Below are 16,963 nucleotides of genomic sequence, written 5' to 3'. Positions count from 1 at the left end.
CGAACGGGGCGAGTGAGAGGCCGTTTCAGACGGTCGCTCCGGCCGAGCAGTGGCCCGACCCCGCTACAAGCCGGTCCGCGCGGTGCGGAGCGGGCCGGAGGCGGGACGCAGCATCTGCCCCGCCGCCAGCTCACGGTAGACGGGACTCCCGGCGAGCAGTTCCTCGTGGGTCCCGCAGGCGCTGGTGCGCCCCTGGTCCAGCACGACGATCTGGTCGGCGTGCTGCACGGTGGAGAGCCGGTGCGCGATCACCAGCAGGGCGCACTCCCGGGCCACGTCCGCCATCACGCGGGCGAGCGCGGTCTCGTTGATGGCGTCCAGATGGGACGTGGGCTCGTCCAGCAGCAGCAGCCGGGGGCGGGCCAGCAGGGCGCGGGCCAGGGCGACACGCTGACGCTCTCCGCCCGAGAGGGTGGTGCCGCGCTCGCCCAGCATGCCGGACAGGCCGCCGGGCAGCCGGCGTACGACGTCGTCGAGCCGGGCGAGCTCGACGACGCGTCGCACCTCGGCTTCGGTGGCGTCGGGCACGGCGTAGGTGATGTTGTCGCGGAGCGTTCCGTGGACGACGTGGGTGTTCTGGTCGACGACGGCGATCCGTGACCGGCACGCGGCGCGGGTCAGTTCGGTGGCGGGCCGCCCGTCGAAGAGGAGCGTCCCGGAGTCCGGTTCGTAGAACCTCGCCACCAGGGCGAAGACCGTGCTCTTGCCGGCGCCCGACCGGCCGACCAGAGCGGTCTGGCGGCGGTGCGGAACGGTGAGGGTCACGCCGCGCAGCACCGGCCGGCCGGGGTCGTAGCCGAAGGTGAGGTCCCGCAGGGCGAGTACGGGCTCCTCGCGGCGCGGTGCGGCCGGTGCGGCGGGCGTGCGCACCTGTCCGGTCGGCGCCCTCTCGGAAGCCCGGGGCCCGGCGGGTCCGGTGGGCTCGGCGGGCAGGGTCAGGGCCTGCTCGACGCGCGCGTAGGCGCCCATGCCCCGCTGGATCAGGCCGACCGCGCGGAAGACCGACGACAGGGGCAGGACGAGGTAGGAGGCGTAGAGCAGGAAGGCGACCAGGTCGCCGAGGGAGCCGGCGTGACCGCCGACGCGCAGGCCGCCGATCACCAGGACGATCAGGAACGAGCCCTGGACGGCGAGTTCGACGGCCGGGCTCATCACCGACGCCAGCCGTGCGGTCCTGACGCCCGCGCCGTAGGCCGCCTCGACCCGTTCGCCGATGCGCCCGGCCTCGCGCTCCTCGGCTCGGTGCACCCGCACCATCGGCAGGGCGCCCAGCGCGCGCTCCAGGTCGGCGGCGATCGCGCCGACGGCGGTCTGCATCCGCTCGGAGGCCGCCCGGATGCCCTTCAGCAGGGACGCCACGACCAGGGCCGCGACCGCGACCGTCGCCGCGACCAGGAGCAGCAGCAGGGCGTCCAGCCACAGCATCAGGGCGATCGCACCGGCCGCGACGAGCGCCCCGGTCACCAGGTCGACCAGGGCCTGGGAGACCACTTCCCGGAGCACGGTCGTGTCGACGGTCACCCGGGAGATCAGGTCGCCGGTGCGGTGCCGGTCGTACTCCCGCATCTCCAGTCGCAGCAGCCGCGCCACCAAGCCGTGCCGCAGCTGCCGTACGACGCCCTCGCCCATGCGCTCCAGGACGAAGCGCCCCACCGCGCCGGTCACCGCCTCGGTCACGAACAGACCGGCCAGCAGGAGCAGCAGGGGCCACGGCACCCGGCCGCCACCGCTGAGGTCCACGGCCTGTTTGGCGACGAGGGGCTGGGCCAGTCCCAGCGCGGAACCGGCCAGGGTCAGGGCGACGGCGACGGCGACGGCGGACCGGTGACCGGCGGTCAGCCCGTACAGGGTGCGGACGGCGGCCCGGGTGGAGCGGTCCGGCCCGGGCCCGGCCCGGTGGTCCTCCGCCGTGCCCGGCCCGGACCGGGCACGGTGTTCCTCCGCCGCGGGATCGCTCATCGGGCCGTGCGGCGGGCGGCGGGGACGGCGATGAGCCGGGCGAAGTAGTCGTCCGGTACGCCCTCGTCCACGGGACGGCCGTCCGCCTCGATCCAGGCGTGCGCGGTGAAGGGCGGGACGACGCGCACGCCGGTGCACCAGGTCGGCCAGGTGCCGCCGAGCCGACACAGCAGGGCGGCGCCCAGGGACCGCGGCAGGCAGCCCTTCGGGCCGGCGCAGCGCAGGCTGACCGCGCACAGGGCGTTCCGGGCGTTCCGGGCCTGTGCGGCGGTGGCCGGGGCTGCCCCGCGGCGCAGGACTGCGAGGACGGCCCGGATCCTGCGCGGGGGCAGCAGCGACAGCGCGAGGGCGGGAAGCAGCACCAGCCGGGCGGCCAGCCGCCGGGCGAACGGCACTCCGGTGGGACGCTCCAGGGCGCTGGGGGTCGTCATCGGACCAGTCCCGAGGCCCGCAGTTCCCGGACGAGGGCCGTGACGTCCTGTTCCGCGCGGGCCCGGTCGATGTCGAACCGCGCGACGAGCGCGTCGGCCGCCGCGGTCTCGTCGCCGCCCTCCAGGAGGGTGGTGACCACCAGGGTGGCGGTGGGGTTGAGTTCCCAGTAGTCGCCGCTGCGCTCGTCCAGCAGGACGGTGCCGTAGGCGGTCTCCGCGGTGGAGACGTCGGGGCCGAACCGCAATGCCATGGTGCGACTGCCTTTCTCCGGCGTGGCGTTCGTTCGCGTTCGTTTTCCGAGGGCCGCCCGGAGGGCGGTTCTCAGGGGGCCTTCAGAGGGCGGGGGTGCGGGACAGTCCGCGCAGCCAGACCTCGGCGGCGATGGTCGAGTACAGGATGGCGTCGCGCAGCCCGGGGGTGGCGGGGCGCCGGGCGAGGCGGCGCAGTGCGTCGCCGTCGACCAGGCCGAGTGCTTCGAGCCGGGAGTCCTCCCAGAGCGCGTGCAGGTCGGCGCGGTGTCTGCGCAGGCCTTCAGCGGCGTCCATGGAGGCGGCGGCCTTGTTGGTGCGCCGCAGGCACGTGTCGGGCACGAGGCCCCGCATGGCGGCGGTGAGCAGCGGCTTGTACCGCCAGGGCGAGACGCGTTCGCCCGGCCGGACGGCCAGGCACGCCTCGATGACCCGGTCGTCCAGGAACGGCGAGGCCATCGGCACCCCCGCCCGGGCGGCCATGCGGTCCCACTGGCGGATGATGCGGGTGCACGAGCGGATCTGCTCCAGATCGGCGTGCATCCCGCGGTCCGGGTGCAGCGGTGTGGCCGTCCCGGCCGCGTCGAGCAGTGCGCCGCGCACGGCCCGTTCGGCGTCGGGGGTGACCCAGTCGAAGAGGCGCGGGGGCATGCCCCAGCCGAGGCTGGTGGTGACGTTCGCCGAGCCGGGAGCGCGCAGCCGTCCCGCAGCGTCGGCCAGCCACCGGCCGTACGGGCGGGAGTCGGCCAGTGCCCTGACCGTGTCGCCCAGGGGCCACTGCCACAGGGCACGGAAACCGCGCAGCTGCCGCAGCGCGAACAGCGGCCGGGTGCGGGCCAGTCGGTGGTAGTACGCCTCGGAGCACCAGGCCACGTGATCGCCGCCGATGCCGGTCAGGTGCAGCCTGCTGCCCCGTTCGGCCATGGCCGGCAGATGGTGCAGGACCCGGGAGCGGTCCATGACGCCGATGGTGGGTTCGTCCAGCAGGTCGTCGATGGAGAGCAGGTTCTCGTACACCAGCGGCGAGGCGTCGGCGTCCCACACGACGTGTTCGACGTCCGGCAGGTGCTCGGCGGCCTGCTCGGCCCAGTACCGGTCGGTGTCGGCCGGGTCGCGCCCGGGCCAGGTGCTGGCCACCACGCGGGCCGCGGAGCGGTCGGCCAGGAAACAGAGCGAGGTCGAGTCCAGGCCGCCGGAGAGGTCGCAGCTGACCACGCCGCCCGCGCGGGTCCGGGCGTCGACGGCCGCGACGAGGGCCTCGCGGACCGCCGGGGCGCCCTCGGCGAGCGGGCGGACCGGCTCGGGCGGAGTCCACCAGCGCGCGTGCCGGGCGCTGCGCCCGTCCGCCCCGATGTACAGCGCGTCCTGCGGTGGCACGGCGGTGACCTCACGCCAGAGCGACGTCTCGGACAGGGGGTAGGGAGCGGGCCACAGCAGCCGCACCGCCAGCCGCTCCGCGTCCGGTTCGGCACCGAGTGCGTGGGCGAGCACGTCGGCGCGGGTGGCGGCCACCTGTACGTCGTCCACGGTGGCGTGGAAGACCAGCCGGAGCCCGGAGGCGGTGCCCTGCACCCGGAGCCGGCCGTCGAGGGCGGCGACCAGGTGGAAGCTTCCGGACAGGGAACGGGCCAGGGCGCCGACTTCGGTGAGATCGCGCAGCCGCTGCGCGTACCGGCGCAGTCGGGCGGCGTCGACCGGGCAGCAGCCGACGACGGCCAGGGAGGCGTGGCCGGCGTGCGCGGTGACGATCTCCTCGTCGGCCCACCGGCCGACCAGCCACGGCCGGCCCGAGGGGTGCGTCAGGGTTCGGGTCCCGGGGCGGGCGAAGGAGCGGGCCACGGCGGCCGCGTCCTCCCGGTCCGTGAAGACCGTGAAGTGCGCGTCGCCGCGGCCCGTCCCCGCACTCGCGTGCAGTTGCGTCATGACGTCGGATCGGCGACCGTCGCCCGTCAGTTCTTGCTGAGGATCAGCCGGTCGTTGCCGGAGCGCTGCAGGAGACCCGTCTTCTTGCGGAAGGTCCCGAGCCGGACGAGGGTCGGAGCTTCGTACGCCTTCTTCATGATCTCTCCTCAGGTGCGGTTGTACGACCGCTGAGGCGGCCGCAGCACCCAGCTATCCGCATGTCCGGCGTGCGGGACAAGACTGCGGGAGACCGTCAGATGATATGGAAAGTACGCACTGGTGTCGTGAGCCGCACCTCCCGGACCGGAATGCTGTCGACGTCGCACGGCGAAGGACCGGTCCGCCCCACGCACCTGCAGAAACGCTCCGACGTGCGCGCCGAAGCCGACGGGCGGACGGTGCCCGGCGAGCGGCGCCCGGTGGCCGGGGAAGGGAGCCTCCGGGCGCACGGGCTCGTGCGCGCGTGCTCCTGCCGCGCTTCCGGCCAAGCCCGCGCGACATGAGGGCCCCGGGCCGGACGCACTCCGATCCCATGGCCGCGCCCATGGGCTGGACCGGGGCAGGTGGGCTTGCCCGACCGAGATAATTGCCGCGAAAATGCGTAAAGGACGCATAAGGAGTCACTCGGCTGAGGCAGAGCATCACGGAGTCCCCGGACTGACGGGGCACACCCGTCAACCGCGGACCGAGCAGCAAGTGAGGTATCAGCCATGTCCACTTCCGCTTCCCGGCCGTCCATGGAGACGCACCCGGACCTCGTCGAAATGCGTGAGCGCCACGAGATGGCCGAACGTGCGACCAGCACGCCCCAGGGGCAGGCCGTGGGAACGCTGGCCTTCCTGACCGGCATCTACCTGGCCGCCTCCCCGTGGATCACCGGCTTCAACGGACTGTCGACGCTGGCCGTCACCAACCTGCTCGTCGGAATCGCCTACGCGCTGCTCATGAGCGGGGGCTTCGGCCGGGCCTACGAACGCACCCACAGCATGGCCTGGGGCGCCTGTGCCCTGGGCCTCTGGACGATCGTTGCGCCGTGGGTGGTGGCAGGCGACGTCAGCACCACCAAGACGATCGTCAACAACATCATCACGGGCGCGATCGCAGCCCTGCTGGCCCTTGCCGCCAGCGCCGCCACCCGCGCGGCCGAGAGCGGCAAAGCCCGATCAGGCATGACCGCACCGTCCACCCCGGGCAGCTGAGCCGGCCCGGCCCTGCGGGGGGCCGGATCGCCGAACACACCGCTCCTTCGGGCCCGCCTGTTACGGGCGGGCCCGAAGGAGCACGATCCGGCTGGTGCCCGACGCCGCCACGGCCGACGACGAAGCGCGCTGCCGAGGGTGGGGAGCGATCAGTCGGGCACGGCGTGCACGGTGGCGTAGCTGGGCAGGACCTGATCGGTGCCGGTGAGGGCCAGCATGGCGCGGACCCGTTCGCTGGGTGCGATCAGCGCCAGGCGGGCGCCGGTGGTCCTGGTCGTGCGGTAGGCCGCGATCAGGCTGGTCAGGCCGGTGGAGTCGATGAACTCCACGCGGGAGAGGTCCACCATCACCCGGTGGTCACCGTCGCGCAGCAGCGGCTGGAGGGTGTCGGAGAACTCCGGGGCGGTGTGCAGGTCGAGCGGGCCGACCGCCGTCAGGACGAAGCGGTCGGCGTCCAACGGGTCGACGTCGAGCCGGAGGGTGTGTGACTGGTCGTCGTGGGCCGGCCGCCGTTCACCGCTCATGATCGCCTCCTTCTCCGAGTCGGGGCGCGCTTCACGGGATCAGCTCGTGCTGGTGTCCGCCGCGCCACTCGGTGAGCAGCACGGTGGCATCGTCGTCGAGGGTTCCGTCACGGTGGTCCATGACGGCACCGATCAGTCGGCGCAGGGTCTCGTGCAGGGTGTGCCGGCCGGAGTGGTGACGCCGGACGAAGTCGACGAAGCGGTCCCGCCCGAACTCCCGTCCTTGCTCGTCGCGCGCTTCGACGATGCCGTCGGTGTAGAGCAGCAGGCGGTCGCCGGGCTGGAGTTGTTCGGTGGCCATCGTGATCGGCAGGCCGAGGTCGGCTCCCATGGGACCGGCCGGTGGGCAGGCCAGTTCGCTGGTCCAGCGGTTGTCGCGGATCAGGATGGGCAGGTGGTGACCGCGGTTGATCCAGGTCAGCCGGGCGCTCGACATGTCGAGGTCGGCCAGGACGGCGGTGACGTACCGGCTGTTGGCGAACTGCTCGAACAGGGTGCGCTCCACCTGGCGGCTGGTCTCGATCAACGACGCGCCTTGGCGGCGGGCGTTGCGGCAGGCGGCGACAGCGACGTTGGCGGTGATCCCGGCGGTGGTGTCGTGGCCCATGGCGTCGAAGACGCCCAGGTGCAGGGTGGTGCCGGACACCGCGTAGTCGAAGACGTCCCCGCCCACCTGGTAGGCCGGTTCCATGACCGCGCCCACGGTGACGGCGTGCCCGGCGTAGGCGGGTGGCGGGGTGAGGTTCCACTGCATCTCGGCGGCCACGTTCATCGGCTCGGTGCGCACCAGGCGCGCGTAGGAGTCGCTGAAGGACCGCTTGCTCAGCAGCAACAGGGCCGTCATGGACGCGAGGTCGCGCAGGGACTGGCGTGTGGCTTCGTCGCCGGTGTCGGTGTCGGCCCGCAGGACCCCGAGGCGCTCCACGCCGTCGGTGATGGCCACCCACCACCGCCGCCCACCGGAAGCACGGCCCCTGCCGGGCGGGTCCGGTTCGGGCAGCAGCTCCACGCGCTGGTAGGCCTGGCCGGGCAGGCTCCCCGCCACGGTGAGTTCCTGCCCGCCGTCGCCGGCAGCCTGTCCGTGGCCGGTGAGCCGGCGCAGCACGGTCTCCTGGATATCGACCACGAAGACCGCCACGTCGCGCATGCCCGCCGCGGCGGCATGCTCGGCGATCAGCTCCGGAAGTTCCTCCAGCGGGACCGTGTGACTGGCCTGCATCAGCCGCATCATCGACACCGCGCTACTCATCGTCACGAGCCCGGCCTCCTTATCCGCAGACCCACGGCAGGCCAACCCCTTGAGTACCCCCTCACCGCGCACAGACGCCCGGGACGGTCGAGCAGCGCCTTCGCCCGTGGGCGGGCGTGTCAGCACGTACCGAAACTTCGGTGCAGGTGCTCGTCGCCACCCGGTGTCGTTTCCGTCCAAGACGTCCGCCCCGGCGGCGACGTAGCGTGTGCCCAGAAGTTCAGCCCTTGGTGAGGAGAGACACATGCGCACGTTGGTCTACACCGGATTCATGTCGCTCGACGGCGTCCTGGACTCGCCGGGTGGGACCGAGGAGGGGCACCGCAGCGGCGGCTGGGTGGTGAAGGACCTGGAGTTCGTCCCGGAGGCCTGGTCGCTGAAGGCCGAGGAGCTCGCCGACACCACGGCGCTGATGTTCGGCCGTCGCAGCTACGAGGCCTTCGCGGCCGTCTGGCCCGCCTCGGAGGACCATGCCTCCTACAAGGATCTGCCCAAGTACGTGGTGTCGAGCACGCTGCCGGACGACGCCCTCGTCGACGGGTGGGGGCCGTCGACCATCCTGCGCACGACGGAGGACGTCGCCGAGCTCAAGGAGAGCGAGGGCGGCTCCGTCTACATCCACGGCAGCGCCGAACTGGCGCGGCGGCTGTCGGAGGCCGGCCTGATCGACCAGTACAACCTGCTGGTCTTCCCCGTCCTGCTCGGCGCCGGCAAGAGCCTGTTCCACCGAGCCGACCAGGACAAGCAGATGTTGTCGCTGCGGGAGTCGGAGAGCTACTCCAACGGGATCCTGAAGCTGATCTACGACGTCAAGCGCTGACCCAGGTCGAGTGCGATGGCGCCCCCCGTGCCCTCACGCAACTGTCCGGCGGTGCGCCCGACGTAGGTGCGCAGGGCCCGGGCGAGGTGCGGCTCGTCGAAGTAGTCGAGCTTGGCGACGACGTCGGCGGCCGTGTCACCGGCCGCCAGCACCTCCGCCGCCGTACGGGCCCGCTCGATCTGCCGTACCGCACCGCGTGTCAGACCGGTGGCGGCCCGGAAGCGGCGCTCCACCGTCCGTCCCGACACCGCCGGTTCGCGGCCCCGCAGAACCTCGGCGACGAGCGGGTCACGCACCACGGTCCCGGCCTCGACCAGCCGTTCCACCAGGATCTCGGCGTCGTCGGCGCGCGGGATCTGCCGGCGGGCGCCGTCCAGCCGGAAGGTCCGGCGTGTGGTGTCGGGGAGCTCCACACCACCGTCCACCAGCTCCGGTGCGGGCAGTGCGCGCAGCGAGGTTCCCACCGCGAACTCGATGCCGGTGAAGGCAGCGCCTTGCGGGACGGGGGCCGTGCTCGTCCGGGTCTCGGGGCCGGTGACAGCCGCGTGGAACCGGCCGTCCTGCTCCCAGAACACCAGGCCCCAGCGCACACCGGCGACGGACGTCATCGTCGTGACCTGCTCGCTGGTGCAGGTCCATACGCTGTCGACCCACGGTGAGTCCGACCGGCGCATGTCGAAGCGCAGATCCACACCGGCAGAATACGCGGGCGAGAGCCCGGGCGTCGGGCGGTGAGCGCCGGCCGGACGGAAGCGTCCGCCCCGCGCGGGACGCGGTGTCCGGACGCCGGATCTAGGGCAGGGCCTGTTCGGCCCAGATGACCTTGCCCTGCGGCGTGTACCGGGTGCCCCAGCGCTCGGCCATCTGCGACACGAGGAACAGGCCCCGGCCGCCCTCGTCCGTCGTCGCCGCGTGGCGCAGATGCGGTGACGTGCTGCTGCCGTCCGCCACCTCGCAGATCAGCGCACGGTCACGGATCAGCCGCACGTGGATCGGCTCGGAACCGTAGCGGATGGCGTTGGTGATGAGCTCGCTCAGGACGAGTTCCATGGTGAAGCAGAAGTCCGACAGGCCCCACTCGTCGAGCCGTCGGGACACGGCGTCGCGCATGCCCGCGACGGCGGCGGGGTCCGCAGGTACGTCCCAGTCGGCCACCCGATCGGGCGGCAGTCGCCGCGTGCGGGCGACGAGCAGGGCGACGTCGTCCTTCGGACGCTCGGGAAGCACCGCGTCCAGCACGTCCTGGCAGGTCTGCTCGGGTGGCCGGCCGGGGTGACCGGTGAGTGCCTCGCGCAACAGCTCGAGACCCACGTCCAGGTCGCGCCTGCGGTCCTCGATGAGACCGTCCGTGTACAGGACGAGCTGGGTTCCCTCGGCGAGGCGGACCTCCGCCGTCCGGAACGGCATGCCCCCGAGTCCCAGGGGCGGTCCGGCGGGCACGTCCGGGAAATCGACGGTGCCGTCGGGCCGGACCAGGGCGGGCGCCAGATGCCCCGCCCGCGCCATGACGCACTGGCGCGTCACGGGGTCGTAGATCCCGTAGAGGCAGGTGGCGCCGACGACACCCGCCGCGCTCTCCGTCGTCTCCCGCTGGTCGATGCTCCCCACCAGGTCGTCGAGATGGTTCAGCAACTCGTCGGGGGGCAGGTCGAGCGCGGAGAAGTTGTGCACGGCGGTACGCAGCCGTCCCATCGTGGCGGCGGCGTGGAGGCCGTGGCCGACCACGTCACCGACGGCCAGCGCCACCCGGCTGCCCGGCATGGGAATCACGTCGAACCAGTCCCCGCCCACCCCCGACTGGGCGGGAATGTAGCGGAAGGCGATCTCGAGCGCGTTCTGCTCGGGCATCGCCTGCGGCAGCAGGCTGCGCTGGAGGGTGACCGCCAGGGCGTGCTCGCGCGTGTAGCGGCGGGCGTTGTCGATGCTGATGGCGGCCCGGGCCACCAGCTCCTCCGCCAGTGACACGTCCTCCTCGGTGAAACGCTCATGCTGCTGCGCGCGCCAGAAAGTGGCCATGCCGAGCACGACGCCGCGGGCCTGGATCGGCGCGGTGATGAGGGAATGGATGCCGTAGTCGATGATCGCCCGGGCTCGCTCGGGATCCTGCAGGCGCCAGCCTGTGGCGGTCGCCAGATCGCTCACCAGCTGGGAGCGGCCGCTGCCGTAGCCACGTGCCTGTGGCGTCGAGGGCTGGTAGTCGAAAAGCCGGCCCTGTTCGGTGAGCGGATGGTCCTCCGCGATGCCGGACACGGCCGCACGTCGCATCTCCGTCCCCGTGGGGGCCGGCTCCTCGCCGTGCAGCACGGCGTCGGCCAGGTCCACGGTGACGAAGTCCGCGAAACGGGGGATCAGGACCCGCGCCAGTTCGTCGGCGGTGCGCAGCACGTCCAGGGTGGTGCCGATGCGCAGTCCGGCGTCGTACAGCAGCCTGAGCCGCTCACGTGCCACCTCCGCTCTGCCCGTCACCGCCTGGAGCTCGGTGGAGTCGCGCAGCGTCACCACCGTTTCCCTGGGGCGTCCTCCCCCGCGCCCCGTGGGCCGCTGGTTGACCGCGATGAGTCGTTCTCCCGCGAGGTGCACCTCGTCGGACGCCTCACGCCCGGAAGCGAGCAGCGCCTTCATGCCGGGGTCGAGGCCCGGCAGGTCCGAGACGAGTCGCCCCTCGATGTCCGGGGGAAGCTCCAGCAGTCGTCTGGCCTCGTCGTTCGCGAGCATCAGCCGCCCGTCGGCAGCCACGATCAGCACGCCTTCCCGAACCGAGTGGAGCACGGTGTCGTGGTGCTCGTACATCAGGGCCATCTCGTTCGGCGCGAGGCTGTGCGTCTGCCGTCGCAGCCGTCTGCCGACCAGGGCCGTCACGCCGGCCGACAGCACGAGCGCTCCGGCCCCCGCACCCAGGATGATCGGCAGTTGCCGGTGCAATTGCCTTTCGACGTTCTTGACCTTCATGCCGGCCGAGACGAGGCCCACCACCTGCCCGTCTGCGTCCTCGACCGGAACCGTGGCCTGCACCTCACGGCCGAGCGGGCCGTCGACGCTCTCCACGTGGAGTCTGCCGTCCAGCGACGGCCCGATCTCGCCGACGAAGCGCTTGCCGATCCGGTCCGGCAAGGGATGGGTGTAGCGAATCCCCGATGTGTCCATCACCACGATGAAGTCGACGTCGGCGGCCCGGCGCGCCGCCTCGGTGAGCGGCTGAAGGATCCTGGTGGGATCCGGCGTCCGCAGGGCCGCCACGACGCCGGGCGAGTGCGCGAACGTCTGCGCCACTGCCGTCGAGCGGCGCCTGGCCTCGGCGCCGGCCTCCCGCTCCGACTGCAGGATGAGCGCGAGGACCCCACAGGCCACGAGCAGGACGACGAGAGCCACCTGGAAGACCAGCACCTGACCGGCTACTGTCCGCACGCTCTTCGCGATGTGACGCTTGACCGACAGGTTGCGCAAACGGGCGAAAGGACTCGCCATGTGACCTTCCTTTGTAGCACTGGTGATCCCGAGCGGCCAGGCGCGTCCGATCCCGCTCGACCGCCCTCACGCGCTCGTGAGGCCGCACATCGCAGGGATCCACGGTCTCGCACCCGGAGTGTTCGCCGTGGATTCCCAGCCGCATCTTGCGTCCGATATGCCGGATAAGATACGTATGTGATCATGTCTGGACGGCCGTGGCGCCGTCGCCCGGCCTACAGCGGCCGATGGGAAGCTGCCCGGTTGTCGCCCGTGGTCCTGACGCTTCTCGTCGCCGGCCTGGCCTTCTCCACACCGAGGGAGATCGCGTTCAGCCGCCTTCTGCCCGCCGCGCCCGCCCTGGCGGCGGCGATGTGGCCCGTGCTCCCCACGCTCTTCCTCGGGGCGGTCTGCCTGCTGCTCATGATCGTTCTCAGCTTCTTCCACACCGATCTGGGGACGCCGTACACGTCGGCCGCGATCATCGCGGTCACCCTGGCGGCCGCGTACGGCAGCCACATACGGCTCCAGCGGGAGGAGACGCTGTTCCAGGTGCGGCTCGTCGCCGACGCGGCGCAGAAAGTACTGCTGCGCCCGCTGCCGCGCCGGATCGGGAACATCGAGATCGAGTCGCTGTATCTGGCAGCCCAGGAACAGGCGCGGATCGGCGGTGACTTCTACGAGGCGGTCGGTACACCGCACGGGGTCCGCCTCCTCATCGGCGACGTACGGGGCAAGGGTCTGTCCGCTGTCGGAGCGGCCGCGGCGGTGATCGGCTGCTTCAGGGAGGCCGCCTACGACGAACCGGATCTGAAGGGCATCGTCCGCCGGCTGGAGACCACCGTCACGCGCCACAGCGCGGCATTCGCCGTCCATGACCAGCCCGAGCACTTCGCCACCGCGATCCTGGCCGAGATCCCGCCCGGCGGCGGCCGGCTACGACTGCTCAACTGCGGGCATCCCCCGCCGCTGATCGCGTATGCCGGGGGCGTCCGGGTCCTCGAGCCGACCGTCCCCTCCCCGCCCCTCAACCTCGCAGCGCTGGTCGGCGCGTGCTACCGGGTCGACGTCGTCACCCTCGCCCCGGGTGAGGAGTTGCTGCTCTACACGGACGGCGTGTCGGAGACCCGGGACAGCACGGGCCGCTTCTTCCCGTTGCCGGAGTGGATGGGAAGGCAGAGCACGGAACATCCCCGTCAGCTGCTGGACCGGTTGCACCTGGATCTGCTCCGGCACAGCGGCGGGAGGCTCGACGACGACATCGCTGCCCTCGCGCTGAGACCCCTCACGGCGCGCCAACGAGGGGTCGCCGACACGCAGGGATGAGTCGTCGTCCCGGTCATGCTCCGGCAACGGCAACGGGTCCGTGACCCAGCCCGCAGTCAGCACGAGCCGGGTGTGGCGATGCAGGGCGAGGAAGCCGAAGGGCCGGTCGAAGGCGGCGCTGATGTGAGTGGTGACGTACCGGAGGTCGGGCCGGCCCCCGCCGACCGCGCCGAACGCGGTCACCGCGGCGGCCTCGAAGCCCGACGCGTTGAACCTCGCCCTCGTGTGCTGCTCGGCCGACCCGATGGCGAGCGGGAAGTCGCTGATGCCGGGGAAGTGGGCGTGCGAGGTGTCCCGTGCCGCCGTGAGCCCGAACAACCGGTGCAGCTTCAGCAGATCGTGGCGCGCGTGCATGTCGTACGCGGCGGTCGTCACCTCCAGCGACGGCGGCTCGGGCCGCGTGCAGCGCACCTTCTCCACCGACAGGCCGGGGCCCACGTGCCCGTAGGGCAGCCGCGGCCCCGGCGCGACCGCGTACCGGCCGGCGAGAATGTCCAGTCCGCCTTCGAGCACCTGCCTCGGCTTCATGGTCTCTTCACCGAGCAGGAGGTGTACGTCCAGGGCGTTGTTCCCCAGCACCTTCAGCTCGGTGATGTGTCCGTCGGGTGTGTCCGCCACCCCGACCCGGTCCAGCACGGCGCTGGAACGCCGCAGCCCCAGCCGCGCCCTGGTGGCCCAGGGCTCGTGGGCCGTCTCCAGTTCCACCTCGTCGAAAGGGGTCAGCCATCGCGTACGCGTGGCCAGCGCGCTCGCCAGCACCATCTGCGTGTCCTCGGCCAGCGTGACCGGCATGCGGCCGATCAGCCCGCCGGTCCGCTTCGCCGTCCAGGCGTCCAGGGCCTGGCGGTCGGTCACGGCGTCCCCGGTGAGCACCCCGTGGGCGTCGGCCGGCAGGCCCGCCTCCCACTGCTCCGTCAGCTCCAGCGTGCGCGCCGTCCACAGCCCCAGGGCTGTGTGCAGCCCTCGCATGACACTCATCGCGGCGTGCAACTCGCGCGCGGCGAGCCTCGCCTGCCCGGCGGGAAGCCCCAGAGCCTCCGCCAGTTCGGCCCGCGCCTGGCCGCCGGCCCCGTCGGCCAGGTGGGCCAGCAGCGGCCACACCGCGGCCGCCGAGAACACCGTGCCGCCCTCCGAGACACCCGCCCACCGCGCGGTCAGCCCGTTCACCGCGCGGACCGTCTTCGTCGCGATTCCCATCCCACCCCCATCGTCGACGCGCCCACGATCGGCTCCGGCCCTGCTCGCGCTCAGCCTCGGCGGCCCGCCCCGCACGGCCGCAGCGCGCCGGGGGCCGCCGGCCGATCGGCCGTCCGCACCGAGGCACGGGTGCGGGTCGCGGTCCTCGACGAGGCTGCGACCGGCATGTGCCGAGCCGACCCTAGCGCGGAGGGAGGAAACGCTTGAAGCGAGCCCGGATCACGACGTGACGCCTTCCCTCGCGTCCCGCCGACGCGGGCATGTTCCGCCGGCGGATTTCACCCGACCGACCAGGGTGTTGGTGATCGAAGAGCTGCGCCCGCCGCGTGACCATGAAGCCGTTTCCTGCGTGGCTCGTCGCCGGGCACCTCGTCGAACGGGCGCTGGTGCCGTGCTGAACTGAGCGGCCGGCCCGCGCACGTGAGCCGGCGAACAGGTTCCGCACGATCAAGGACAGACGCACATGCATGACAACCCCGAGGTGGCCGGTGACGGCCGGGAGGCATCCCCCGGCTCCGGGGGCCGCTGGTCCCGTTTCCGCGGGACGCCGTGGTGGCCGGCAACGGTGCTCGTGTTCATCCTGGCCGCGGCGGCCGGACTGTTCGCCTGGTCGTACACCTACGCCATGGCCAGTCCGACCCCGCACCAGCTCCCGACCGCCGTCGTCGGGCCCTACCAGGAGGAGCAGGGCCGGGCGTTCCTGGCGGGGCTGGGCAAGGCACTCAACTCCTCGATGCGCACCCGTGCCTACGACTCGCGGGAGGCAGCCCTGGAAGCCGTCGAGGAGCAGCGGGTCTTCGCCGTGTTCGAACTGCGCGACGACGGGCGGCACGTACTGCTGGACGTGTCGTCGGCCTCCGGCGCCTCGGTGGCGGAACTGCTGGAACAGGCGGCGCCCGCGGTGGGGCGGGCGACCGGGGTGTCGGTGTCCGTCCGGGACGTCAACCCCCTCCAGGAGGGCGACCCGCGGGGTCTGGCCATCTTCTACATCTCTCTCGCCGCGGTGATCATCGGTTTCGTCGGTGCGATCCAGCTCAGCGTGCACGCCCGGCCGCTCACCCCGCTGGAGCGGATCGCCTTCACCGCCGCGTACGCCCTGCTGGGCGGCTTCGCCATCGCGGCGGCCGTGGACTGGCTGCTCGGCGCGCTCGACCTGCCGTTCGTGGAGTCGTGGCTGATCCTGGCGCTCACCATGTTCGCCAGCGGCATGACCTTCACCATGTTCAACACTCTGGTGGGCCGCTGGGCGATGCTCCCGACCTGGGGCGTGATGGTCCTGCTGGGCAACCCCTCCTCGGGCGGCGCTGTCTCGTGGCCCCTGCTGCCGTCCGCGCTCGGCGTCATCGGGCGGTGGCTGCCGCCCGGCGCCTCGGTCAACGCCCAGCACACGGCGGTGTACTTCGCCCGGCACCAGCACGCCTTCCCGTTCCTGGTGCTGACCGGCTGGGCGGTGGTCTCCTGCGCGGTGTTCTGGACCTGGCGGCACCGCCACCCGGGCGGACGCGAACGGCAGCCGGCCGACGCCCCGGCCTGACGAACACCGGGGCGCGCGGCCGAGCGGCGGTCTCGTCGAGTCGGGGCTGCCGGAACCGCGCCGGCCCACCTCGTGGCGTTCGGACGTGCTGCGCTCCGCCGATCTCCACCTGCACTCCTGACGGGCGGCGGGGGCGGCCCGTCTCGGCCTGCGGGGAGAATTCCACACGCCGTCTGCACTTCCCCATCCCGGGGTTGCGGTTCACAGTGGAAGCAGCACTACTTCCCACCGGAGGCGGTCATGCTCCTCCTCGGCATCATCCTGCTGATCGTCGGCTTCGTCACCGGCATATCGGTTCTGTGGACGATCGGAATCATCCTCGCGGTCGTCGGCGCGATCCTGTGGATCATGGGTTCCATGGGACACGCGGTAGCCGGCCGCCGACACTACTGGTGACCGCCCGGCAGACGGGCTGCATCGACGGCGGCGGTGCGCCGCACACGGGCTTGCGTCCGTCCGCGTGCCGGACCTGCACGTCCACACGACGCGGGCCCTGCCCGACGGGCAACAGCCGCTGCGTACGTCTCGCGGGCGGCACCTTCCTCACACCTTCGCGAGAGCCAGTGGCGCACGAGCAAAGGTCCGGGGCGACAGCCACGGCCACCGAGGCGGGCCGTCACCGCCACCACGCCGCACGGTCAGGCCTGCACTGACGAGTACGAGCCGTGCTCGGACCGTCAGTCGCTGCCAGATCCGTGTACTGCTGCCCCGTCGTAGGCGGCGCGAGCCTCGGCGATGGCTGACACCGAAGCGCTGAGGGACGAGGCCTGCCCGGTCACCGAGGTGCTCGACCGTGTGGCCGGCACATGGGGCAGAGGGATCCTGATCGCTGCCGCGCACGGCCCGGTCCGCTCCACCGAACCACTTCCTCGCTGATCGGACTGGTGGGCTGGGCCGAGCGTCACCGGTCTTCTCCCTCGGTTGACGGCGTGTGACGGCAGCCATCCTCGGCAACTCGCTGCTCGGCGGAAGGAGGCACTTTCCTGTCACGCAGTCACACCCGCCCACCCCGTGCCCGGTCCGGGCCAGGCCCTGGTGGCCGTCTCCCACGCCTCGTTGCACTACGGCGACCTCAACGACGCCCGCTCGGGACGGGATGGCGTGGGCGCGGTGCTCGGTTCGGACGCCG

14 protein-coding genes and 2 pseudogenes are annotated in these 16,963 nt (G+C 72.3%); 6 read left to right on the top strand and 10 right to left on the bottom strand.

Going from position 1 to position 16,963, the window contains the following annotated elements; all coding sequences use genetic code 11:
- Positions 1-63: 63 nt before the first annotated feature.
- The 5 genes from Q5694_RS27280 to Q5694_RS27260 all read right to left on the bottom strand — a co-directional run bounded on the left by Q5694_RS27280 (position 64) and on the right by Q5694_RS27260 (position 4,699).
- The gene (locus Q5694_RS27280; protein WP_333936034.1) at positions 64-1,959 is read right to left on the bottom strand and encodes an ABC transporter ATP-binding protein; all 1,896 of its coding nucleotides are present in this window, start codon (positions 1,957-1,959) and stop codon (positions 64-66) included.
- Positions 1,956-2,390 (bottom strand): lasso peptide biosynthesis B2 protein, encoded by a 435-nt coding sequence (locus tag Q5694_RS27275; RefSeq protein WP_333936033.1) that lies wholly within the window; start codon positions 2,388-2,390, stop codon positions 1,956-1,958. Before Q5694_RS27275 ends, Q5694_RS27280 begins: the two co-directional genes overlap by 4 nt.
- Positions 2,387-2,641: a lasso peptide biosynthesis PqqD family chaperone gene (locus Q5694_RS27270; RefSeq protein ID WP_333936031.1), complete on the bottom strand. Its 255-nt coding sequence runs from the start codon at positions 2,639-2,641 to the stop codon at positions 2,387-2,389. The genes Q5694_RS27275 and Q5694_RS27270 overlap by 4 nt, the downstream gene beginning before the upstream one ends.
- Positions 2,642-2,723: 82 nt before the next feature.
- Positions 2,724-4,562: a lasso peptide isopeptide bond-forming cyclase gene (locus Q5694_RS27265; protein WP_333936029.1), complete on the bottom strand. Its 1,839-nt coding sequence runs from the start codon at positions 4,560-4,562 to the stop codon at positions 2,724-2,726.
- 26 nt (positions 4,563-4,588) lie between these two features.
- Positions 4,589-4,699: a keywimysin-related RiPP gene (locus Q5694_RS27260; RefSeq protein WP_107473153.1), complete on the bottom strand. Its 111-nt coding sequence runs from the start codon at positions 4,697-4,699 to the stop codon at positions 4,589-4,591.
- A 579-nt stretch (positions 4,700-5,278) separates the two neighbouring features.
- Between Q5694_RS27260 and Q5694_RS27255 the strand changes: the two genes are divergently transcribed.
- Entirely contained in the window at positions 5,279-5,740 is a 462-nt protein-coding gene (locus tag Q5694_RS27255) for an SPW repeat protein (RefSeq protein WP_333936053.1), read from the top strand.
- Positions 5,741-5,889: 149 nt separating this feature from the next.
- Here the strand turns inward: Q5694_RS27255 and Q5694_RS27250 are convergent, their stop codons facing one another.
- Both Q5694_RS27250 and Q5694_RS27245 read right to left on the bottom strand, forming a co-directional pair.
- Positions 5,890-6,264, bottom strand: a complete 375-nt coding sequence (locus Q5694_RS27250) for an STAS domain-containing protein (protein WP_333936028.1) — start codon at positions 6,262-6,264, stop codon at positions 5,890-5,892.
- A 31-nt stretch (positions 6,265-6,295) separates the two neighbouring features.
- On the bottom strand, positions 6,296-7,513 hold the full coding sequence (locus Q5694_RS27245; protein WP_333936052.1) for a PP2C family protein-serine/threonine phosphatase: 1,218 nt from the start codon (positions 7,511-7,513) through the stop codon (positions 6,296-6,298).
- Positions 7,514-7,757: 244 nt separating this feature from the next.
- On the opposite strand from Q5694_RS27245, the gene Q5694_RS27240 reads away from it, so the two are divergent.
- The gene (locus Q5694_RS27240; protein ID WP_333936027.1) at positions 7,758-8,333 is read left to right on the top strand and encodes a dihydrofolate reductase family protein; all 576 of its coding nucleotides are present in this window, start codon (positions 7,758-7,760) and stop codon (positions 8,331-8,333) included.
- Here Q5694_RS27240 and Q5694_RS27235 read toward each other — a convergent pair.
- Both Q5694_RS27235 and Q5694_RS27230 read right to left on the bottom strand, forming a co-directional pair.
- Entirely contained in the window at positions 8,315-9,007 is a 693-nt protein-coding gene (locus Q5694_RS27235; protein ID WP_443040951.1) for a helix-turn-helix domain-containing protein, read from the bottom strand. The genes Q5694_RS27240 and Q5694_RS27235 overlap by 19 nt on opposite strands.
- Positions 9,008-9,125: 118 nt before the next feature.
- Positions 9,126-11,798: a SpoIIE family protein phosphatase gene (locus Q5694_RS27230; RefSeq protein WP_333936025.1), complete on the bottom strand. Its 2,673-nt coding sequence runs from the start codon at positions 11,796-11,798 to the stop codon at positions 9,126-9,128.
- A 177-nt stretch (positions 11,799-11,975) separates the two neighbouring features.
- On the opposite strand from Q5694_RS27230, the gene Q5694_RS27225 reads away from it, so the two are divergent.
- Positions 11,976-13,103 (top strand): PP2C family protein-serine/threonine phosphatase, encoded by a 1,128-nt coding sequence (locus Q5694_RS27225; protein ID WP_443040948.1) that lies wholly within the window; start codon positions 11,976-11,978, stop codon positions 13,101-13,103.
- 45 nt (positions 13,104-13,148) lie between these two features.
- On the opposite strand, the pseudogene Q5694_RS27220 reads toward Q5694_RS27225, so the two are convergent.
- Positions 13,149-14,300 (bottom strand): annotated as a pseudogene (locus Q5694_RS27220) (serpin family protein); the annotation flags it as partial.
- Between the two features lie 463 nt (positions 14,301-14,763).
- Here Q5694_RS27220 and Q5694_RS27215 point away from each other — a divergent pair.
- From Q5694_RS27215 to Q5694_RS27205, 3 genes and pseudogenes are all read left to right on the top strand, one after another.
- Positions 14,764-15,834, top strand: coding sequence for an ABC transporter permease (locus tag Q5694_RS27215; protein ID WP_333936024.1), 1,071 nt, complete (start codon positions 14,764-14,766; stop codon positions 15,832-15,834).
- 240 nt (positions 15,835-16,074) lie between these two features.
- On the top strand, positions 16,075-16,230 hold the full coding sequence (locus tag Q5694_RS27210) for a DUF6131 family protein (RefSeq protein WP_333936023.1): 156 nt from the start codon (positions 16,075-16,077) through the stop codon (positions 16,228-16,230).
- A 339-nt stretch (positions 16,231-16,569) separates the two neighbouring features.
- Positions 16,570-16,695 (top strand): annotated as a pseudogene (locus Q5694_RS27205) (winged helix-turn-helix transcriptional regulator); the annotation flags it as partial.
- Between the last annotated feature and the right edge of the window lie 268 nt (positions 16,696-16,963).

The sequence above is a fragment of the Streptomyces sp. AHA2 genome (assembly GCF_036857595.1).
Classification (GTDB): domain Bacteria; phylum Actinomycetota; class Actinomycetes; order Streptomycetales; family Streptomycetaceae; genus Streptomyces.
This window is presented reverse-complemented; position numbering and strand designations above follow the sequence as displayed.